The 17,072-nt window shown below is 57.5% G+C and carries 16 protein-coding genes and 2 tRNA genes; 16 read left to right on the plus strand and 2 right to left on the minus strand.

Going from position 1 to position 17,072, the window contains the following annotated elements:
- Positions 1–52: 52 nt before the first annotated feature.
- Positions 53–529, plus strand: a complete 477-nt coding sequence (gene greA, locus ACW5XD_RS01235; RefSeq protein ID WP_456493269.1) for a transcription elongation factor GreA — start codon at positions 53–55, stop codon at positions 527–529.
- Positions 530–576: 47 nt separating this feature from the next.
- Here the strand turns inward: greA and ACW5XD_RS01240 are convergent, their stop codons facing one another.
- Complete coding sequence (locus ACW5XD_RS01240) at positions 577–1,170, minus strand: PilZ domain-containing protein (protein WP_456493270.1); 594 nt, start codon at positions 1,168–1,170, stop codon at positions 577–579.
- Between the two features lie 105 nt (positions 1,171–1,275).
- Complete coding sequence (gene yhbY / locus ACW5XD_RS01245; protein ID WP_042035811.1) at positions 1,276–1,572, minus strand: ribosome assembly RNA-binding protein YhbY; 297 nt, start codon at positions 1,570–1,572, stop codon at positions 1,276–1,278.
- A 97-nt stretch (positions 1,573–1,669) separates the two neighbouring features.
- On the opposite strand from yhbY, the gene rlmE reads away from it, so the two are divergent.
- The 15 genes from rlmE (at position 1,670) to pnp (ending at position 17,054) form a co-directional block, all read left to right on the plus strand.
- The gene (gene rlmE / locus ACW5XD_RS01250; RefSeq protein ID WP_042866625.1) at positions 1,670–2,299 is read left to right on the plus strand and encodes a 23S rRNA (uridine(2552)-2'-O)-methyltransferase RlmE; all 630 of its coding nucleotides are present in this window, start codon (positions 1,670–1,672) and stop codon (positions 2,297–2,299) included.
- A gap of 45 nt (positions 2,300–2,344) precedes the next feature.
- Complete coding sequence (gene ftsH / locus ACW5XD_RS01255) at positions 2,345–4,294, plus strand: ATP-dependent zinc metalloprotease FtsH (RefSeq protein WP_456493271.1); 1,950 nt, start codon at positions 2,345–2,347, stop codon at positions 4,292–4,294.
- Between the two features lie 62 nt (positions 4,295–4,356).
- Positions 4,357–5,202, plus strand: a complete 846-nt coding sequence (gene folP / locus ACW5XD_RS01260) for a dihydropteroate synthase (RefSeq protein ID WP_456493272.1) — start codon at positions 4,357–4,359, stop codon at positions 5,200–5,202.
- Positions 5,203–5,218: 16 nt separating this feature from the next.
- Positions 5,219–6,553, plus strand: coding sequence for a phosphoglucosamine mutase (glmM, locus tag ACW5XD_RS01265; RefSeq protein ID WP_456493273.1), 1,335 nt, complete (start codon positions 5,219–5,221; stop codon positions 6,551–6,553).
- 131 nt (positions 6,554–6,684) lie between these two features.
- The gene (gene tpiA, locus ACW5XD_RS01270) at positions 6,685–7,449 is read left to right on the plus strand and encodes a triose-phosphate isomerase (RefSeq protein ID WP_456493274.1); all 765 of its coding nucleotides are present in this window, start codon (positions 6,685–6,687) and stop codon (positions 7,447–7,449) included.
- Positions 7,450–7,776, plus strand: coding sequence for a preprotein translocase subunit SecG (secG, locus tag ACW5XD_RS01275; RefSeq protein ID WP_456493275.1), 327 nt, complete (start codon positions 7,450–7,452; stop codon positions 7,774–7,776).
- A gap of 9 nt (positions 7,777–7,785) precedes the next feature.
- Positions 7,786–7,870 (plus strand) — tRNA-Leu (locus ACW5XD_RS01280).
- A gap of 92 nt (positions 7,871–7,962) precedes the next feature.
- Positions 7,963–8,039, plus strand: a tRNA-Met gene (locus ACW5XD_RS01285).
- Between the two features lie 166 nt (positions 8,040–8,205).
- Positions 8,206–8,664, plus strand: a complete 459-nt coding sequence (rimP, locus tag ACW5XD_RS01290; protein ID WP_005317527.1) for a ribosome maturation factor RimP — start codon at positions 8,206–8,208, stop codon at positions 8,662–8,664.
- A gap of 14 nt (positions 8,665–8,678) precedes the next feature.
- Positions 8,679–10,181: a transcription termination factor NusA gene (gene nusA / locus ACW5XD_RS01295; protein ID WP_456493276.1), complete on the plus strand. Its 1,503-nt coding sequence runs from the start codon at positions 8,679–8,681 to the stop codon at positions 10,179–10,181.
- A 20-nt stretch (positions 10,182–10,201) separates the two neighbouring features.
- Positions 10,202–12,898, plus strand: a complete 2,697-nt coding sequence (gene infB / locus ACW5XD_RS01300) for a translation initiation factor IF-2 (RefSeq protein WP_456493277.1) — start codon at positions 10,202–10,204, stop codon at positions 12,896–12,898.
- 55 nt (positions 12,899–12,953) lie between these two features.
- A complete protein-coding gene (rbfA, locus tag ACW5XD_RS01305) occupies positions 12,954–13,385 on the plus strand; it encodes a 30S ribosome-binding factor RbfA (protein ID WP_042866616.1) in 432 nt (143 codons plus the stop codon).
- Between the two features lies 1 nt (position 13,386).
- The gene (gene truB / locus ACW5XD_RS01310; protein WP_043140204.1) at positions 13,387–14,346 is read left to right on the plus strand and encodes a tRNA pseudouridine(55) synthase TruB; all 960 of its coding nucleotides are present in this window, start codon (positions 13,387–13,389) and stop codon (positions 14,344–14,346) included.
- 129 nt (positions 14,347–14,475) lie between these two features.
- The gene (rpsO, locus tag ACW5XD_RS01315) at positions 14,476–14,745 is read left to right on the plus strand and encodes a 30S ribosomal protein S15 (protein ID WP_005317514.1); all 270 of its coding nucleotides are present in this window, start codon (positions 14,476–14,478) and stop codon (positions 14,743–14,745) included.
- A 167-nt stretch (positions 14,746–14,912) separates the two neighbouring features.
- Entirely contained in the window at positions 14,913–17,054 is a 2,142-nt protein-coding gene (pnp, locus tag ACW5XD_RS01320) for a polyribonucleotide nucleotidyltransferase (protein ID WP_456493278.1), read from the plus strand.
- Positions 17,055–17,072 lie beyond the last annotated feature (18 nt).

A 17,072-nucleotide genomic window follows, 5' to 3' on the forward strand; every position in this document is an offset into this window, starting at 1 on the left:
GGCTCTCTTTGATAGCCGCAGCTTCTCTTTTCAAGCAACCCAGGTTTCGACTATGAATCATACTCCGATGACTGTTCGCGGCGCTGAAAAGCTGCGTCAAGAGCTCGATTATCTGAAGAGCGAGCTTCGTCCGCAGATTATCGAAGCGATTGCAGATGCCCGTGAACATGGTGATCTGAAAGAAAACGCCGAGTACCATGCTGCCCGTGAGCAGCAAGGCTTCTGTGAAGGCCGTATTCAGGAAATTGAGAGCAAGCTCTCCAACGCCCAGGTGATCGATGTCACCAAGATGACCAACAATGGCCGCGTCATCTTCGGGGCGACCGTGACCCTGCTGAAAAGCGAGACGGAAGAAGAAGTTGTCTACCGTATCGTGGGTGACGACGAATCTGACATCAAACAGAACATGATTTCGGTAAACTCGCCCATCGCCCGTGCCCTGATTGGCAAGGAAGTGGATGATGTTGCCATCGTCAAGACGCCTGCCGGTGATGTGGAGTACGAGATCCTGGAAGTTGCCTACCTCTGAGGTAGGGTCATGCCAGCAACAGGGGAGCCCGGCTCCCCTGTTTGTATTTAGCGGGGTTGGTAGGCCTGGGTGAAGGCATCCTGATGGCGCTCGAACATCCAGCTGCGCAGTTGCTCAAGATCCGGCTTGGCCATCTGGAAGTGCAGTGCCCAGCCTTGCACGCCATTGCGCTGGTGGATGTGCCTGACCAGCTCGGCGCAGAGGGGCAGCGGGGCCAGTTCCTGAATGAGCAAGGTGCCGCTGAGGGTGGCGCCGACCGTCAGGCCGGTGGGCAAGCCCTCCACCACCAAGCCGTCCAGCGACAGGCTGTGCACCAGATACTCGGCATCGGCCACCTTCAGACGCGCCTTTTGGTCGAGGCGCCAGGCGCGCAGATGGGGATAACCCAGCTCCTTGATGACGGGCGCGGCGATGCGTGGCTCGACAAAGCCATCGTCTCCCTGGGTGAAACGCAGCGGAAAGCGGAGTTGGTGCCCGGCGAAGCGGGCTTCGAGCACCAGTTGATCGGCGCGTTGCAGCAGTCCGAGCAAGGGAGTGGCGAGATAACCGCTCAGGGATTGTCCGGCGGCCGTCTCCTGATTGCTCCCCAAGTCCCGTAACATGGCCAGTTCATCTTCGGTGAGAATCTGATGGTGATCCATAGCGGGGTGTCCACGAGTATTCATCGCAGGTTAAGGGCCTGGAGACTACTTTGGCAAGCGACTTGGGAAGAAGGGAAATGAAGGAAAGAGCGAGGCTCTTTCCTGTTACTTGCGGGGCAGTTGGATTTTCGGCTCGTTGGCCTGACGATAGATGGTCAGCACGTGGCCGATGCTCTGTACCTTGACCGCGCCGGTTTCACGGACAATTGCATCCATAACCAGTTGTTTCATCTCACGATCTTCAGACGCAACCTTAACCTTGATCAACTCGTGGTAGTTCAGGGCCAGATCGATCTCGGCCAGTACGCCTTCGGTCAGACCATGTTGACCCAGCAGGACAACGGGCTTCAGACTGTGGGCAAGGCCCTTGAGGTACTGTTTCTGTTTATTGTTGAGAATCATGGCAATTTCTTCATAAGTCAGGGTTGAAAGGGGCGTATTCTACCCCCACTTAGCCCTTAATACTAATAACCCTTGTGGTTTTTTAAAGTCGACAATCATGACCCAGAAAAAACGTTCCCCCAGCTCAAGCCGCTGGTTAAAAGAACATTTCGACGATCAATACGTCAAAAAAGCCCAGAAGTTGGGGCTGCGTTCCCGCGCTGTTTTCAAGATTGATGAGATCCAGGGCAAGGACAAATTGCTCCGTACCGGCATGACAGTGGTGGATCTGGGGGCGGCCCCGGGTGGCTGGTCCCAGTTTGCCGTTGAGCAGGTGGGTGACGATGGACGGGTCATCGCGTGTGATATTTTGCCGATGGATCCCATTGCCGGTGTCGATTTCCTGCAAGGGGACTTTCGGGAGGAAACTGTACTCGGTGCCTTGCTGGCCCGTGTCGGTCCGGACAAGGTGGACCTGGTCATGTCTGATATGGCGCCCAATATGAGTGGCACCCAGCAGGTGGATCAGGCCCGCGCCATGTACCTGGTCGAGCTGGCGCTCGACATGTGCAACCAGGTATTGCGCAGTAATGGCAGCTTCGTGGTGAAGGTATTCCAGGGAGAGGGGTTCGATGCCTATCTCAATGAAATTCGTAAGCTTTTCTCTGCTGTCAAGATTCGTAAACCAGACTCGTCTCGTGCCCGTTCACGAGAAGTCTACATTGTGGCTACCGGTTTTAAACTGTAGTACCCTAACCTTCATCGTTAACTGTCAGTCTGCGAGGTCATTGATTTGAGTGACATGGCGAAAAACCTAATCCTGTGGCTGGTCATCGCCGTCGTGTTGATGTCGGTGTTCAATAGCTTCAGCCCCAGCGATACCACCAGTCGCCAGCTGGACTATTCCAGCTTCGTTAAAGAAGTGACCCAAGAGCAGATCCGTGAAGTACGGATGGATGGCAAGGTCATTAATGGCGTCAAGCGCACTGGTGAACGCTTCACCACCATCATACCGGCGCCGGATCCCCAGCTGCTCAACGACATGCTCAATCACAATGTCAAAGTGATGGGTGAGAAGCCGGAAGAGCCGTCTTTGCTGACCTCTATCTTCATCTCCTGGTTCCCGATGCTGTTGTTGATCGGTGTCTGGGTCTTCTTCATGCGTCAGATGCAGGGCGGTGGTGGCAAAGGTGCCATGTCGTTTGGCAAGAGCAAGGCTCGTCTGATGAGCGAAGATCAGATCAAAACTACCTTTGCCGACGTCGCAGGTTGCGATGAGGCCAAGGACGAGGTGAAAGAGCTGGTCGACTATCTGCGCGATCCGAGCAAGTTCCAGAAACTGGGTGGCAAGATCCCCACCGGCGTATTGCTGGTAGGCCCTCCCGGTACCGGTAAGACTCTGCTGGCCAAAGCCATTGCCGGCGAGGCCAAAGTGCCGTTCTTTACCATCTCCGGTTCTGATTTCGTAGAAATGTTCGTTGGTGTCGGTGCCTCCCGGGTGCGTGACATGTTCGAGCAGGCCAAGAAATCTTCCCCCTGCATCATCTTTATCGATGAAATCGATGCGGTTGGTCGCCAGCGTGGTGCCGGTTTGGGTGGTGGTCACGATGAACGTGAGCAGACTCTCAACCAGATGCTGGTCGAGATGGATGGTTTTGAAGGTAACGAAGGCATTATCGTTATCGCTGCAACTAACCGTCCCGATGTACTGGACCCTGCCTTGCTGCGTCCAGGCCGTTTCGACCGTCAGGTTGTGGTGGGTCTGCCGGATGTCCGTGGTCGCGAACAGATCCTGAAAGTGCACATGCGCAAGGTTCCGTTGGCAGATGACGTCAATGCGGCGCTGATTGCCCGTGGTACCCCAGGTTTCTCCGGTGCTGACTTGGCCAACTTGGTCAACGAAGCGGCTCTCTTCTCTGCACGTGAAAGCCGTCGTGTGGTCTCCATGGCCGAATTCGAGAAGGCCAAGGACAAGATCATGATGGGTGCTGAACGTCGCTCCATGGTGATGAGAGACTCCGAGAAGGAGATGACTGCGTATCACGAAGCCGGTCACGCTATTATTGGCCGTCTGGTGCCGGATCATGACCCTGTCTACAAGGTCTCCATCATTCCGCGCGGTCGTGCGCTGGGTGTGACCATGTACCTGCCGGAGCAGGATCGCTGGAGCCACTCCAAGCAGCACCTGGAGTCGATGATCTCCAGCCTGTACGGCGGTCGTCTGGCGGAAGAGCTGATCTACGGTGCCGAGAAGGTATCGACCGGTGCGTCCAACGATATCGAGCGTGCGACCGACATCGCCCGCAAGATGGTCACCCAGTGGGGCATGTCCGAGCGTCTCGGCCCCATGCTCTATGCGGAAGAAGATGGCGAAGTGTTCCTCGGTCGCAGCATGGCCAAGGCCAAGCACATGTCCGACGACACGGCGCGCGTCATCGATGCCGAGGTCAAGCAGGTCATCGATCGCAACTACGCCCGTTCCAAGCAGATCCTGCTGGACAACATGGACGTGTTGCACACCATGAAAGATGCGCTGATGAAGTACGAAACCATCGACGCCAAGCAGATCGACGATCTGATGGCCCGTCGCGAGGTGCGTGCTCCCAGCAACTGGCATGACGAGCACAGCGACACGCCGCAAGGCGGTGCCACTGTCGCGGCGGATGCCAAACCGGCAGTGACCGACGTGGAGCCGGTGGCGGATGTCGACATCGACAAGGCCAACGATCTCCCGGCCAAATAAATCGTGATGATGCAAACCCCGGGCTGGTCCCGGGGTTTTTCTTTATGTAAATGGAAGCGAAGATGCAGCTAACCAGCAAGGGGCTCAGCCTCTCCCTCGATCGTCCCCATGTGATGGGGATCCTCAATGTGACACCTGACTCCTTCTCCGATGGCGGCAATTTCAATCAGATTGACCGGGCCATGGCCCATGCTCGCCAGATGATCTCCGAGGGGGCAACACTTATCGACATCGGCGGGGAGTCGACGCGTCCGGGTGCCCCCGACGTAAGCGAGCAGGATGAGCTGGACAGGGTGATCCCCGTGGTCGAGCGGATGGTCGCCGAGCTGGATGTGATGATCTCCCTCGATACCTCCAAGGCCGCCGTGATGCGGGAAGGCTGCAAGGCGGGGGCCCACCTTATCAACGACGTGCGGGCCTTGCTCGAACCCGGTGCCCTGGCCGCCGCCGCAGAAGCTGATGTACCCGTGTGCCTCATGCACATGCAAGGCCAGCCGAGAACCATGCAGGCCGAACCCCACTATGACGACCTGCTGGGGGAGGTGAGGGCCTTCTTCGACGAACGCATCGCCGCCTGTCTGGCCGCCGGGATAAGGCGTCAGCAGCTGTTGCTGGATCCGGGCTATGGTTTTGGCAAGACGCTGGCGCACAACTATCAACTGCTGGCCTGGCAGGAGAAGTTGCTCGATTACCAGCTTCCGCTCTTGGTCGGTATGTCGCGAAAGTCTATGATAGGCAACCTGCTCGGTCGCTCGGTTGATGAACGGTTGGCCGGCAGTCTGGCCTGCGCCCTCATCGGGATGCAGCATGGTGCCCGGATCATCCGGGTGCACGATGTGCGAGAGACCATGGATGCCCTGCGCGCCGGCTGGATGGTAATGACGGGACAAGATTTCATATCCAAATAAAAAACGAGAACAGACAATGGCAAGAAAGTATTTTGGCACCGATGGTGTCCGCGGCAAGGTTGGCGAATTCCCGATCACCCCTGATTTCGTGATGAAACTGGGTTGGGCCGCGGGCAAGGTGCTCTCCAAGAAGGGCACCCGTAAGGTGCTGATCGGCAAGGACACCCGCATCTCCGGCTACATGCTGGAGTCCGCGCTCGAAGCAGGTCTCTCTGCCGCCGGTCTCAAAGCGATACTGATGGGCCCCATGCCCACCCCGGCCGTTGCCTACCTGACCCGCACCTTCCGTGCCGAGGCCGGCATCGTCATCAGCGCCTCCCACAACCCTTACTATGACAACGGCATCAAGTTCTTCTCCGCCGATGGCACCAAGCTGCCTGACGAGGTCGAGATGGCTATCGAAGCCGAGCTGGATCACGAGATCAAGTGCGTCGAGTCTGCCGATTTGGGCAAAGCCGTGCGCATCGAGGATGCGGCGGGTCGTTACATCGAGTTCTGCAAGAGTACCTTCCCCTCCCATCTGAGCCTGGAAGGGCTGAAAATGGTGGTCGACTGCGGCAATGGCGCTACCTATCACATAGCCCCTTCCGTCTTCCGCGAGCTGGGCGCCGAGGTGATAGCCATCGGTTGCAGCCCGGATGGCCTCAACATCAACGATGGTGTTGGCTCTACCGCTCCCGAGGCACTGGCAGCCAAGGTGCTGGAGTGCAAAGCGGATCTGGGCGTGGCCTTCGACGGTGACGGCGATCGCCTGGTGATGGTGGACCACACGGGTTACATCATCGACGGTGACGAGATCCTCTACATCATCGCCCGCGATGCGCTGCGCAACGGCCGCCTCAAGGGCGGGGTCGTCGGTACCCTGATGGCCAACATGGGCCTGGAGCTGGCGCTACAGACTCTGGGGATCCCGTTCGCCCGTGCCAAGGTGGGTGACCGCTACGTGCTGGAGATGATGAACGAGAAGGGCTGGCGTATCGGGGGGGAAAACTCCGGTCACATCATCTGCCTGGATCAGACCACCACAGGGGATGGTATCGTCGCCGCCCTGCAGGTACTGATGGCCATCTGCACCGCCGAGATGCCGCTGGCCAAGCTGCGTTCCGGTATGAGCAAGTTCCCGCAGGTGCTGGTGAACGTCCGTTTTGCCGAGGGCAAGGATCCGCTGGCGGCTGATGCCGTCAACCAGGAAGTAGCCCGAGTGGAACAGGAGCTGGCTGGCCGTGGCCGTGTTCTGCTACGCAAATCCGGTACCGAACCTCTGATCCGGGTCATGGTGGAAGGTGAGCATGAGCAGCAGGTGCGTGACATGGCACAACGCATTGCTCAACAGGTCGAATCGGCGTTTTAATGAACAAAGTGGGCGGCTTTTTAGCCGCCCTGGTTGTATCTTGTTCAAACGATTCGAAAATTCAAAAATAGCGCTTGTCAGCTGACAATCCTCTGGATATTATCAGCCCCGCTTTCGCAAGGGAGTTGCCGATGGGACATCGCAAGCCGTTTGTAGCCGCCAACTGGAAGTTACACGGTAGTAGGTCGCAGTTAGAGCAGTTTACTGGCCAGTGCCTGCTAGGCATGGATGAGCGAGTAGATGTGGTCTTGTGTCCATCCCATGTGCATCTCGACTTCACGGCCGCGCTGCTCAACGAGCAGAAGGTGATGAAGTTGGGGGCTCAGAATGTGAGTCAGCACCAGGCTGGCGCTTACACGGGTGAAGTCTCGTGTCAGATGCTGGTTGAGGCAGGGTGTCGTTACGTATTGGTAGGACACTCCGAGCGCAGGCGTCTCTTTGGTGAGACCAGCTTTATCGTCGCAGAGAAGTTTGCGGCAGCCAGATCTGCAGGCTTGATCCCCATCCTCTGTTTGGGTGAATCGGGCGCGGCGAGGCAGGCGAGAAGAACCTTCGAGGTGATCGCCGAAGAGCTGGACATCGTCATAGAGAAAAATGGCGCGATGGCTTTCGATAATGCTATCATCGCCTACGAGCCGATTTGGGCTGTAGGTACAGGTAAATGCGCCACACCCGAGCAGGCACAAGAGGTTCATTCCTTTATACGTGGTCGCTTGGCGGAGGATACTCCGGTAATAGGTGAGAAAGTTAGAATCATCTATGGTGGGAGCGTGACACCGACCAATGCGAGAGATTTGTTTGCCCAGCCCGACATTGATGGCGGCCTGATTGGTGGAGCGAGTCTCGATGACAAGACGTTTTTAGGAATTGTTGAAGCGGCAAAGGGTGCAAGTTAAATGTACGAAATTCTTTTAGTCGTTTATCTGCTGGTTTCACTGGCTCTGATTGGTCTGGTGATGATTCAGCAAGGTAAAGGGGCTGACATGGGCGCCTCCTTCGGCGCAGGGGCATCGAATACCGTATTCGGCTCCGGTGGATCAGGCAGTTTCCTGACCCGAACAACAGCAATTTTGGCTACTCTGTTCTTTCTGATTAGCTTGGTGCTCGGCTCTATGTCCAGCAACAAGGTCAAGCAGGGTAGTGAATGGGAAAATCTGCAACAAACCAAACAGGTTGAGCAGACCAAAGCGCCAGTAAAGAAAGACACTGACGTTCCCGAATAAGTGAGTTTTGCCGTGGTGGTGGAATTGGTAGACACGCTATCTTGAGGGGGTAGTGCTCTAGGGTGTGCGGGTTCGAGTCCCGCCCACGGCACCAATTAAGTAGTGAGCTCGGGTAACCGGGTATATTATAGTCAGTCAGTCTTGTGTGAAGAGAATGAACTGGCTATAATCTCGCACGATTTCGGACGCGGGGTGGAGCAGCATGGTAGCTCGTCGGGCTCATAACCCGAAGGTCGTCGGTTCAAATCCGGCCCCCGCAACCAAATTTCACGCATTTCCTACGCTCAGGAAGGCGGTCGCTGCGAGGCGACAATCAGGGTAAAGCGCCAAGCCCCGATTTGACATCGGGGCTTTTTGTTATGTGCGATTTACTCTGAATCGATCTCTATCTGGGCTTTATGCCCTTTTTTTGTTTTTCGGAGGGTGACTTTGGCTACGTTGGAACAACGTTTGACCGATCTGCTCGAGGCTCCGGTCGTTGCCTTGGGTTTTGAACTTTGGGGTATTGAGTTTATCCGCGCGGGTAACCACTCCACTTTGCGTGTCTTTATCGACGGCGAGAATGGTGTGACTGTCGAGAACTGTGCTGAAGTCAGCCATCAGGTTGGCGCCATCATGGATGTCGAGGATCCCATCACAGAAGAATACTTCCTGGAAGTATCCTCCCCTGGTCTGGATCGTCCGCTGTTCAAGGTTGCCCAGTTCGAAAAATACGTTGGCCAAGAGGCGGCGGTGCAGCTGCGGATGGCAACAAATAACCGCCGCAAGTTCAAAGGCGTAATCAAAGCTGTGCAAGGCGACATGATCACCCTGACAGTAGATGGTAAGGACGACGTGTTGGCTTTCACCAATATCCAAAAAGCGAACATAGTGCCGAACTTTGGTTAACGAGGCTATCGGATATGAATAAAGAGATTTTGCTGGTCGTTGACGCAGTATCCAACGAGAAAGCTGTGCCCCGCGAGAAAATTTTCCAGGCTCTGGAGACCGCGCTGGCGACTGCGACCAAGAAAAAATATGAAGGCGAGATTGAAGTTCGGGTCGAAATCGATCGCAAGACCGGTGACTACGATACCTATCGTCGCTGGGTTGTTGTGGCCGATCAGGCTGCAATGGAGAACCCGTACGGTGAAATCACCCTTGAAGCCGCTCAGATAGAGCAGCCCGAGATCCAGCTCGGTGACTATGTAGAAGACCAGATCGATTCTGTGACCTTCGACCGTATCACCACCCAGACCGCCAAACAGGTTATCGTGCAGAAAGTGCGCGAAGCCGAGCGTTCCCAAGTCGTTGACCAGTTCAAGGACAAGGAAGGCACCATCATCAGTGGTGTGGTCAAGAAGAGCAACCGTGACAACGTGATCCTGGATCTGGGCAGCAATGCCGAGGCCGTGATCTTCCGTGACGACATGCTGCCGCGCGAGACTTTCCGTCCGGGCGACCGCATCCGTGGCCTGCTCTACGCCGTGCGTCCCGAAGCCCGTGGTTCCCAGCTGTTCGTCAGCCGTTCCAGCCCGGACTTCCTGAAAGAGCTGTTCCGCATCGAAGTACCGGAAATCGGTGAAGAGATGATCGAAATCATGGGCGCCGCCCGTGACCCGGGCTCCCGCGCCAAGATCGCGGTGAAGACCAACGATCGTCGTATTGACCCGATTGGTGCCTGTATCGGCATGCGTGGTGCCCGTGTGCAAGCCGTCTCCGCCGAGCTGAGCGGTGAGCGCGCAGACATCGTTTTGTACGATGACAACCCCGCACAATACGTGATCAATGCCATGGCGCCCGCCGATGTGGCCTCCATCATAGTGGATGAAGACAACCACACCATGGACATCGCCGTGGAAGCCGCCAATCTGGCCCAGGCCATCGGTCGCAACGGTCAAAACGTGCGTCTGGCATCCCAGCTGACCGGTTGGGAGCTGAACGTCATGACCATTGAGGACATGCGTGCCAAGCACCAGGCCGAGAACGACCGCATCCTGACCCTGTTCACCAGCACCCTCGATATCGACGACGATTTCGCCGGTCTGCTGATGGAAGAAGGCTTCTCTACCCTGGAAGAGATCGCCTTCGTACCGGTCAACGAGCTGCTGGCCATTGATGGCCTGGACGAAGACATGGTTGAAGAGCTGCGCCAGCGCGCCAAGAATGCGCTGACCACCAAAGCTTTGGCCAAAGAAGAATCCTTTGAAGGTGTAGAACCTTCCGAAGATCTGCTCAATCTGAACGGCCTTGGCCGTGACATGGCGTATGCCCTGGCCGCTCGCGGTATCGGCACCCTGGAAGATTTGGCAGAGCAAGGCATTGATGACCTTGCTGATATTGAAGAGCTGACGGCAGAGAAAGCCGGTGAGCTGATTATGGCTGCTCGTAATATCTGTTGGTTCGGAGAAGAGCAGTCTGAGTAAGATCAAACGGAGGAAAATGAATGGCAGAAGTATCAGTCAAACAACTTGCCACTGACATCGACACACCGGTTGATCGTCTTCTCCAGCAGTTTGTCGATGCCGGTATCAGCAAGAGCAAGGCCGACGACATGGTCAGTGAGTCTGAGAAACAGACTCTGCTGACCCATCTGAAGAAACAGCATGGAGGTGACGAGGTCACCGCACCTGCCCGCATGACTTTGCAGCGCAAGACCAAGAGCACCATCAGTGTTCAGGGGACTGGCGGCAAAAACAAGGAAGTGCAGGTTGAAGTGCGTAAATCTCGCACCTACGTAAGACGCTCGGCGCTGGAAGATGAACAGCGCCAGGCGGAAGCCGAGGAAACAGCGCGTTTGGAAGCAGAAGAAAAAGCTCGTAGCGAGGCCGAAAACAAGGTTCGTCTCGATGCTGAAGAGAAGGCTCGCCGTGAGGCTGAGCAGGCTCGTCGTGAAGCTGAGGAAAAGGCGCGGATCGAGGCACAACAAAAGGCTCGACAGGCTCCACAGCCCGCCAAAGCAGCCAGTAGCACAGCTCAGCAAGAGGCAGAAAAGATGGCCAAGCGCGAAGCAGAAGAACTGAAGCGCCAACAGGATCAAACCGCTTTGCAAAAAGCAGAAGAACTCGCCGCGAAGAAAGCCGAAGAGGCTCGCGTCATGGCGGAACAAAACGGCCCTCGCTGGGCTGAAGAAGAAGCTGCTCGCGCCAAAGAGAGCAGTGACTATCATCTGACCACCAACAAGCATGCGCAAGCCGCAGAAGACGAGTTGGATCGGAAGGAAGAGACCAGCCGTCGTACCGCCGCCGCCGCCGTCAAGGCGCCGAAAAAGGCCGGTCGTCGTGAAGATGATCGCGACTCCCGCAACCCGCGTGCCCGTAAAGGCAAGCGCGGCAAGGTGGCCATGCCCAATGCCATGAAGCACGGCTTCAACAAGCCTGCTGCCGTGGTTAACCGTGACGTCGTCATCGGCGAAACCATCACAGTGGCCGAACTGGCCAACAAGATGGCCGTCAAGGGCGTGGAAGTCATCAAGGCGATGATGAAGATGGGCGCCATGGCGACCATCAACCAGGTGATCGATCAGGAGACAGCTCAGCTGGTCGCCGAAGAGATGGGTCACAAGGTTGTGCTGCGTCGTGAGAACGAGCTGGAAGAGGCGGTACTGTCCGATCGTGACGAGACCTCCGAAGCCAAGCCGCGCGCACCTGTCGTGACCATCATGGGTCACGTCGACCACGGCAAGACCTCGCTGCTCGACTACATCCGTAAAGCCAAGGTAGCTGCTGGCGAAGCCGGTGGTATCACCCAGCATATCGGTGCTTACCACGTCGAAACCGACAGTGGCATGATCACCTTCCTGGATACCCCGGGTCACGCGGCCTTTACCTCCATGCGTGCTCGTGGTGCCAAGTCGACCGATATCGTCGTTCTGGTTGTTGCTGCCGATGACGGCGTCATGCCGCAGACCATCGAAGCCATCCAGCACGCCAAGGCGGCTGAAGTGCCCATCGTGGTTGCGGTCAACAAGATCGACAAGCCTGAAGCCGATCCGGATCGCGTCAAGACCGAGCTGTCCCGTTACAACGTCATGTCCGAAGACTGGGGTGGCGACAGCCAGTTCGTTCACGTCTCCGCCAAGTCTGGCGAAGGCATCGACGACCTGCTGGAAGCTATCCTGATCCAGTCCGAAGTGCTGGAATTGAAAGCGGTTGTCGATGGCATGGCCAGCGGCGTCGTGATCGAATCCTTCCTGGACAAGGGTCGTGGTCCGGTTGCCACCGTGCTGGTACAAGAAGGTACTCTGCGCCAGGGCGACATCGTACTGTGTGGTCTGGAATACGGTCGTATCCGTGCCATGCGTGACGAACTGGGTCGTGAAATCAAGGAAGCGGGTCCGTCCCTGCCGGTGGAAATCCTGGGTCTGTCCGGGGTGCCGTCTGCTGGTGATGAAGCCACCGTTGTACGTGACGAGAAGAAGGCCCGTGAAGTGGCACTCTATCGTCAGGGCAAGTTCCGCGACGTCAAGCTGGCTCGCCAGCAGAAGGCCAAGCTGGAAAACATGTTCGCCAACATGACCGAGGGCGAAGTGTCCGAAGTGAACGTGGTGATCAAGGCCGACGTACAGGGTTCGGTGCAAGCGATTTGCGATGCGCTGGTCCAGCTCTCTACCGACGAAGTCAAGGTCAAGATCGTGGGCTCGGGTGTCGGTGGCATCACCGAAACCGACGCCACTCTGGCAGCGGCTTCCAGCGCCATCCTGGTGGGCTTCAACGTCCGTGCCGACGCATCTGCGCGCAAGGTCATCGAGTCCGAGAGCCTGGATCTGCGTTACTACTCCGTCATCTATGATTTGATTGACGAAGTGAAGCAGGCCATGAGCGGCAAGCTGGCTCCTGAGTATCGTCAGGAGATCATCGGTCTGGCTGAAGTGCGTAGTGTCTTCAAGTCACCCAAGTTCGGCGCCGTTGCCGGCTGTATGGTTACCGAAGGTGTGGTCAAGCGCTCCAACCGTATCCGTGTTCTGCGTGACAACGTGGTTATCTATGAAGGCGAGCTGGAATCCCTGCGCCGCTTCAAGGATGACGTCAACGAAGTCCGCAACGGTTACGAGTGTGGTATCGCGGTCAAGAACTACAACGACGTACGCGAAGGCGACCAGATCGAAGTTTACGAGACCATTGAAATTCAACGGACTCTGTAAGCCGAGAGTTAGACAAAATAGGGGGCCGCGGCCCCCTTTTATCGCAGGATAGAATATGGCCAGAGAATTCAGCCGGACCAACAGGGTCGGCCAGCAGATCCAGCGTGAAATCGCGCTGATCTTGCAGCGTGAGGTCAAGGACCCGCGCATCGGCATGGTAACCGTCTCGGACGTGGAAGTGTCCAAGGACCTCAACTATGCCAAGGTTTATGTCACCTTCTTGCAGCTGGATATCGATGCCGAGCGCATCGCGGAAGGGCTCAAGGGCCTGACCGAAGCGGCCGGCTACATCCGCAGCCTGCTCGGCAGCGCCATGCGCCTGCGGGTGGTGCCCGAGCTGCGCTTCTACTACGACCAGACCCTGGTCGAGGGGATGCGCATCTCCAACCTGGTGTCCAACACAGTGCGTGACGACAAGCGTCGCATGGCCGAAGCCGGCCGTGAAGAAGACGAAGCCGCACCGGATGATACAGAGGATAAAGCCTGAGATGTCTCGTAGACGCCGTTTCAAGGGTCGTGACGTACACGGCATCCTGCTGCTGGACAAGCCGACCGGTCTGACCTCCAACGATGTGTTGCAGAAGGTCAAGCGGATCTACAACGCCGCCAAGGCCGGTCACACCGGCGCCCTGGATCCGCTGGCGACCGGCATGCTGCCGATCTGCCTCGGTGAAGCCACCAAGTTCTCCCAGTATCTGCTGGAAGCGGACAAGCGCTATGAGGTGACCGCCAAACTGGGCGAGCGCACCAACACCAGCGACTCCGACGGCGAGGTGGTCTCCACCCGGCCGGTGAACGTGGCCGTGGGCACCCTGATCGAGTCGCTGGACCAGTTCCGCGGCCCCATCATGCAGGTGCCGTCCATGTACTCCGCCCTCAAGCACAACGGTCGCCCGCTCTACGAATATGCCCGCGAAGGCATAGAGATCGAGCGGGAAGCCCGCCCCATCACAGTGTTCGAGCTCAAGCTCATCAGCTTTGAAGGGGATGAGGTCAAGCTGGAGGTGCACTGCAGCAAAGGCACCTACATTCGCTCCCTGGTGGACGATCTGGGCGAAGTGCTGGGCTGTGGCGCCCACGTCACCCAGCTGCGCCGCACCCAAGTGGCCAGTTATCCCTATGAGCGGATGCTGACTCTGGAACAACTCGAGTGCATCTTCGAGCAGGCGAAGGCCGAGAGTATCCCGCCACGGGAACAGCTTGACCCCTTGTTGCTGCCGATGGATACCGCCGTGGCCGCGCTGCCCGAGGTGAACATGCTGGCGGCGGTGGCTGCCTATGTGAACCAGGGACAGGCCGTGCAGGTTGCCGGGGCGCCGCAAAGCGGCCAGGTCCGCATGACGGTCGGCCCTGAACGTGAGTTCATCGGGGTGGGCGAGATCGACGACGAAGGGCGGGTTGCCCCCAAGCGTCTGGTGCGCTACCACGACGATCACGACGAGGAGTGATCCTCCGGCGGTATCTGGGCGTCTTTCCCGTTGCGAAAAGTGACGGGGACGATTATGATACCGCCCTCATTTCACGGCTGAATTAGAGATTGGCTGTGAACCTTTAAACACTCTACTTGGAGTAATACCATGTCTCTAAATGCTGAGATCAAAGCTTCCATCGTTGCTGACAACGCTCGTTGCGCCAACGACACTGGCTCCCCCGAAGTGCAGGTTGCCCTGCTGACTGCCCAGATCAACCATCTGCAAGGTCACTTCAAAGAGCACGCTAAAGATCACCACGGTCGTCGTGGTCTGCTGCGCATGGTTTCCCAGCGTCGCAAGCTGCTGGACTACCTGAAGCGTAAAGATGTTCAGCGTTACGCTGCTCTGATCGCCAAGCTGGGTCTGCGTCGTTAATCGACCATCAGATTTCGCGAAAAAGGGGAACCTCAGGGTTCCCCTTTTTTATTGCGCGTCAGGCTGTTGCCGGCTTCACAGAATTTGTGTCACTGCTTACCTTTTGGTTCGAATCAAGTATACTTGCACGCGAATTTAAAGAGCCAAATTGTAAAAAGGAAATTCACGTGAATCCTATTGTAAAGTCATTCCAGTACGGTCAACACACCGTCACTCTGGAAACCGGTGTGATGGCCCGTCAAGCCACTGCGGCCGTTATGGTCAGCATGGACGATACCTGCGTATTTGTGACCGTAGTAGGCAAGAAAGAGGCCGATCACGGTCGCGATTTCTTCCCGCTGACCGTCAACTACCAGGAGCGTACCTATGCTGCTGGTCGTATCCCGGGTGGTTTCTTCCGTCGTGAAGGCCGTCCGAGCGAAGGCGAAACCCTCACCTCCCGCCTGATCGACCGTCCTATTCGTCCGCTGTTCCCGGAAGGCTTCCTCAATGAGGTTCAGGTGGTTGCCACCGTCATGTCCGTGAACCCGCTGGTTTCCCCGGACATCGTTGCCATGATCGGTGCCTCTGCTGCACTGGCCATCTCCGGCATCCCGTTCGGCGGTCCGATTGCGGCTGCTCGCGTGGGCTACATGAACGGTCAGTATGTGTTGAACCCGACCACTGCCGAACTGCCCCAGAGCGATCTGGATCTGGTGGTTGCCGGTACCGCCAACGCGGTACTGATGGTGGAATCCGAAGCGGCCATCCTCTCTGAAGAAGTGATGCTGGGCGCCGTTGTTTATGGCCACGAGCAGATGCAAGTCGTGATCAACGCCATCAACGAATTCGCCGCCGATGTGGGCACCCAGCCGTGGGACTGGACCCCGCCTGCGACCAACGAAGCGCTCAAGGCCAAGATTGCCGAGCTGGCGACCGCCGAGCTGGGTGAAGCCTACCGCATCACCGAGAAGGCCGTGCGTTACGCCGCCATCGGTGCCATCAAGCAGCGCGTGGTCGAGCAAGTGATCGCCGCCGGTGTGGAAGATGACGCCAAGAAGATTGGCGAAGAGTTCCACAGCCTGGAAAGCCGCATCGTCCGTGGCCGTGTGGTCCGTGGCGAGCCGCGCATCGATGGTCGCGATCCGGAAATGATCCGCGCCCTGTCCGTTGGCACCGGCATCCTGCCCCGTGCTCACGGCTCCGCCCTGTTCACCCGTGGTGAGACTCAGGCCATCGTCGTTGCGACCCTGGGTACCGAGCGTGACGCCCAGAACATCGACGAGCTGGCTGGCCACCGTGCCGACCGCTTCATGCTGCACTACAACTTCCCGCCGTACTGCGTCGGTGAGACCGGCATGATGGGTAGCCCGAAGCGTCGTGAAATCGGTCACGGTCGTCTGGCCAAGCGCGGCGTTGCTGCCGTGATGCCGAGCGCCGCCGAGTTCCCGTACGTGGTGCGCGTGGTCTCTGAAATCACCGAATCCAACGGTTCCTCCTCCATGGCTTCCGTCTGTGGTTCCTCCCTGGCGCTGATGGACGCGGGTGTGCCGATCAAGGCCTCCGTTGCCGGTATCGCCATGGGTCTGGTGAAGGAAGAAGAAGGTTTCGTCGTGCTGTCCGACATCCTGGGTGATGAAGATCACCTGGGCGACATGGACTTCAAGGTGGCCGGTACTACCCTGGGTATCACTGCGCTGCAGATGGACATCAAGATCGAAGGCATCACCAAAGAGATCATGGAGATTGCCCTCAAGCAAGCCCGTGGCGCTCGCCTGCACATCCTGAAGGTCATGGACGAGGCCATCCAGGCGCCGCGTAGCGAAATCTCCGATTTCGCACCGCGTATCCACACCATCAAGATCAATCCTGAGAAGATCAAGGATGTGATCGGCAAGGGTGGTTCCGTGATCCGCGCCCTGACCGAAGAGACTGGCACCAACATCGAGCTGGATGATGACGGTACCGTCCGCATCTCCGCCGTTGCCAATGAAGCCGCCATGGAAGCCATTCGTCGCATCGAGGCCATCACAGCCGAGATCGAAGTGAACCGCATCTACGAAGGCAAGGTTGTGCGTCTGGCTGACTTCGGTGCCTTCGTCAATATCCTGCCGGGTAAAGACGGTCTGGTACACATCTCCCAGATCACCGATGCCCGCGTGCAAAACGTGGCCGACTTCCTGAAGATCGGTGATGTGGTGAAGGTGAAGGTACTGGAAGTGGACCGTCAGGGCCGTGTGCGTCTCTCCATCAAGGAAGCGAATGCACCGACCGAAGCTGCCGCCCCGGTTGCCGAGGCTGTTGCTGTCGAGGCCCCTGCTGCCGAATAAGGCTGCCGTGCCGTTGAA

The organism is Aeromonas enterica (assembly GCF_054052465.1).